2 protein-coding genes are annotated in these 4,376 nt (G+C 39.3%); one reads left to right on the top strand and one right to left on the bottom strand.

Annotation, left to right across the window (positions count from 1 at the left end; translation table 11 throughout):
- Window positions 1-39: 39 nt before the first annotated feature.
- Window positions 40-651, bottom strand: coding sequence for a hypothetical protein (locus tag VB713_RS28080; RefSeq protein WP_323314767.1), 612 nt, complete (start codon window positions 649-651; stop codon window positions 40-42).
- 297 nt (window positions 652-948) lie between these two features.
- On the opposite strand from VB713_RS28080, the gene VB713_RS28075 reads away from it, so the two are divergent.
- Window positions 949-4,365, top strand: coding sequence for an RNA dependent RNA polymerase (locus tag VB713_RS28075; RefSeq protein WP_323314766.1), 3,417 nt, complete (start codon window positions 949-951; stop codon window positions 4,363-4,365).
- Window positions 4,366-4,376: the final 11 nt, after the last annotated feature.

Here is a 4,376-nt window from a genome sequence, read left to right as displayed (position 1 = left end):
GGTACAATCTGCATCTGATAAGCTTTTTAGACTATTTCGTCATCCCGTCAGCAATGGATGATATAAATCATCTTCTGGGTGGTATTCCCAACCTATACTTCTGGGATCTCTGTTTCTTGTCCAGCTAATAAATTCTTTAGTGGTTAATTTTTCTCTTTCGGCAGATAGAGAAGATGCAGTCAAGCCTAAACGCTGTGCTAAATTTTGGGCGGGAAAGGGTTGAATTGTTACTTCTTGCTGTTGGTATGGGTAAGATGATCGACGAGGTTTTTGGGAACCACCATATTTACCAGCAAGTAACGCTTGTTCTAAAATATCTAGTCGCCTAGCTAATGTTTCCAGATTCTGTTCTAAGTTACTCAACCGCTTTGAGTCTTGCCCTGCTTTGATTTCTACACTGCTTTCTGTACGGGCTTCTATATTGTTAGTCAACTTCTGTAATTCGGTTTCGAGTTGGTGTAGACGATTTTCTAGATTATTTTCTATACGTTCACCTGTCTGCTCTTGAGTTAAATTAAGAACATAGTCTAGTCCCTGGATAACTAAATCTGTGGCTGTGGTTTCGAGTTCTCTGGCTTTAGCCCTCAGCGCATTAACTAAAGGCTTTGGCAGTTTAAAGTTTATTGATTCGCGTTCGATTTTTCTCGTCATCTCGCACCTTCCAGGAGACACCTACTACACCCGTCAAAATTAGTGGCGAGTAGATATTAAGTCTACACTATCTTATGTACTTAGGTATAGATAGTTTAGGATAGCAAATAGGCTATTGAAGGAGGCAAGAGGCAGTCTTGCTTTTCCTCCTGCCCTCTGCTTCCTGCCTTCTTTGATAAACAATTTTGGACGTGTATAAAATATCCACTTGGATGATTTCACTGGGTGTAATTCCATGCCAGGATAAATATTAGAATCTGATGCTTGCTAGATCAGCTATCTAATAGATTACTGGTAATGGATTTAACTACTAAAGTTATAGAAGGTTTTGGACTGAGTATACCTATCTTTGATGGGTCGTATAACAACGGCAAGGGCAGATATTTATCTGAACCAGAAATTATTAAGAATTCCCTATTAGCACAAATATTTGAGCCATCAGAATTGCCATCTCTCCTCCTGGTGAAAATTGACAGTAAAAATCCAGATGCCAACCATTTAAAACAAAGAACATTTACAGACGGAATTAAACGTAAATTAGCCTTTAGTTCAGGCGATAATTATTACTTCGCTGATGATGCACTGCGGAAAAAAATTAAACGATTATTTGCTACCGAACCAGATACCGCTTGTCGTTATGGTTCATTATTAGTTAGTAATTGCTATAAAGGTTCAGAAACATTTACAAACTTACGAGTCAAAATCGTAGACTTTACAGACCCACAATATGCTGATTACAAAACCGGAGACTGTCACGGCAAGATTTCACCGCAACTAGCCAAACAACTGGGAGGAGAAAGCAATTGTCCACTGCAATTTCGATTTGCGTGGATGAAATGTTGGGCAGAAACTGATAATTCTCAATCTCCAAAAACCAGCTTTTTAGCCAAAGGAACTTTTTTACCAGATGCCAAATTAACAGATGCTGAAGGTTACGATATTGTTATGGATCGTTCCTCAATTAAAGGCATCAAAAAATCTCAACTTCAAGACTTAATCCCTTGTGGTGAATATCAACTTCCCCAAGCAGTAATAGGTAATCGAGGTAATGCCAAAGCCACCAGTTATGATAATAGTTGGCAGTTTACCATCTGGTATTCTGAAGCAGCAGTTCAACAAGATTTAAGTCAACCAACTGAGAAAAAAGCTCAAGAACTAGCTAAGTTACAAAGTAATCCCTTGACGTTGGCAAAATACATTATTCAACAATATGACAAACAACAATCCCAACAAGAACAAACAGAAGAAACTGTTAACGGAATAGATGATAATACTAATAATCAAGTACAGGAATCTCGCTGGATTTCTCTACTTCGCAGCGATAAATATGGTCAATTAATTGAAACACCCAAATTTCGCAAATTTGCTACTGATTATATAGCCAATCAATGGCGTGATTTAGCAATTAAAAGTGGATACAGCCATAATTCGGGTATGGCCATGCCATGCGACACTTTACCACGAGGGACAATTTGTGTCCCCCATCTACCAGAAGGAGATGTGATTCTCACCCGTTACCCCATTGTCAACTCAGACAATATTCGTCTTTACAATAACGTCCATGATCCAGAATTAAAGAAAACTCGCAACGTAGTTTGGATTCACCCCAAAGATGCTGAAGAATACCACCAAGCCGATTTTGACGGCGACCAATTAATGGTTAGTCCTGCTAATAAACTGCCCAATATTGCCAAAGAAACACTCCGCGCAGGTGAACCCGGACATTTTAAACCAGTTAAACAACGTCCTAAACTGGCCTATACAGAAATTACAGATGAAGAAGGCAATTTAAAATACCGTGATTTATCGCAAATTGCCGCTGCCAGCAGTCAAAATAAAGTAGGTCTAGTGGCGACAAACATTGGGCGTGTCCAGTCCTCAACGCCGAGTGAAGGTGAAAATAGCGAACGATTTGCCAGACGACAAAGGAAGCTGCTGAATCGTCTTTTTCAAGCACTGCAAGTAGAAGTAGATTCACCCAAAAGTGCCGAAAGATTGGAGGACATTCAAGAAATTGATGGTGTAAATTTATTAGCAGATTCCAAAAAATGGTCAGAATCCCATCCTAGTTACTTCTTTGACTTTAAAAAAGATGACCGGCTTTATCGTTCCTTTGCTATGCCAGCAGATGCCCCAGGAGCAATAAATGTGATTGCCAGAGAAGTAGTAAATCCCTTGTGGGAACCAACACGGATTCGCAGTAGAGATAGACATGAATTTCGTTATTTATTTCCCAAAGAAACATTATCTGTAGATGCCTTAGAATGGGCAGAAGAATTAAAAACCAGGTTTCAACAATCGAGAGATGAAATTAAAGAACGGGTGGGAGATGATAGAGAAGCATTTAATGAAGAATTGGGCAAACTTTATGATAGTTATCGAGCAGAAATAGATGAGTTATTCACCACTCCAGAGGATAGATTTGAGGGTGCGGCTGCACTGTGGCATACCCAACACACTCGTCCAGAATTAGACCGACATCGTAAGGAATGTTTACAGTTGGCAGCACAGATGGAAATCACGTTTTCCTTTGAGCATAATTATGAAATGCCCAGTGCAGCATTACCACAAAATACTTATGTTTTGACTGTTCCTTTTGGGAAAGATGCGATTAAATGGAAGGAATCTTTAGAACAAAAGGGAATTGAATTTGATGCTACTATTCATCCCCAATTACCTATGATTGAATTTGCGTTTAAAGATTTATCTCCCAAATTAGTTGAGAAATTAGCAGCTAAATTTGGTGACAATATTCACGATTTAGATGAATTGAATATCCCCAAAGATTTACGCATTATTCCTCCCGTAGATCATAGTTGGGCAACATCACGTCAGGATGCGGGTGTAGGGGCTTTGGCATATAATTTATTTACAGAGGAAGTATGTCAACAGCTTCAGGATTTTCATTTTGAAGAAATTAAAGTGTTGGGGATTAAATACAATGATTTTGCTGATGAAAACTTTGCCAGTCAGCAATGGAGAAAGCGGAGTGTGACTCTAGAAGTAGGAGTTTTTGAATTACTAGAATCACATCCAGACTTTTATCGTTATAACGGGACACCAATATTACAAATTGATGGTCAGAATTTAGGAACTTTTGCACCTGATAGTCCAAAGTTGCCTATTGGAACTACATTTGCAGCCACGTTAAAACCGGAAGGTTCTAGTATTATCCTCAAGGTTAATGCTGATTCGATAGAGTTGCCAGATGTGACATTAGCGGAATCAGAACCAAAATTAGATAATGCTGGAGAATTGCGAGCTATTCACCGGGAATTTTGGCGAAAGGAAATGTTTGATAATTTGGTAGAAGCGATTGGTATTACCTATGAACAGCGACAAGCCAATCAATCTGAAAGTAAGGAAATTGAGCAATTCAAAATTGGTGGGCAGTGGACGGCTTATGTTCAGCGTAGTGGTGATTTTATTGTGCGGAATGAGAATAAGCGAACGATTTGTAGAGGGAATATTCACACAAGAGAAGAGATATTTCCGCTTTCAGAAGCAGCCGCAAGTGAGTTAGAGGAGATGATTTTAGAGAGGGAGCGTTCTACTGAAAATAGTGCTTCTCCACGAGATGCTACACGAATGCTATCACTAGGAAGACATCAGGAGTTATCAAATACTGGTGATGGTGTGGTGTTCAATGCTAAAGGGAATAGCTATGCTCATACAGCACTTCCCGCTGTTATGAGGTACAGTAACAGCAATTAGTAAACCAGTTT

The sequence above is a fragment of the Anabaena cylindrica UHCC 0172 genome (assembly GCF_034931625.1).
Lineage (GTDB): Bacteria > Cyanobacteriota > Cyanobacteriia > Cyanobacteriales > Nostocaceae > Anabaena > Anabaena cylindrica_A.
The sequence above is the reverse complement of the archived record's forward strand: the minus strand, read 5'-3'. Positions and strand labels throughout refer to the sequence as shown.

Coding starts and splice junctions, on each gene's coding strand:
- VB713_RS28080 (WP_323314767.1), bottom strand. CDS start 651: ATGACGAGAAAAATCGAACGCGAATCAATAAACTTTAAACTGCCAAAG.
- VB713_RS28075 (WP_323314766.1), top strand. CDS start 949: ATGGATTTAACTACTAAAGTTATAGAAGGTTTTGGACTGAGTATACCT.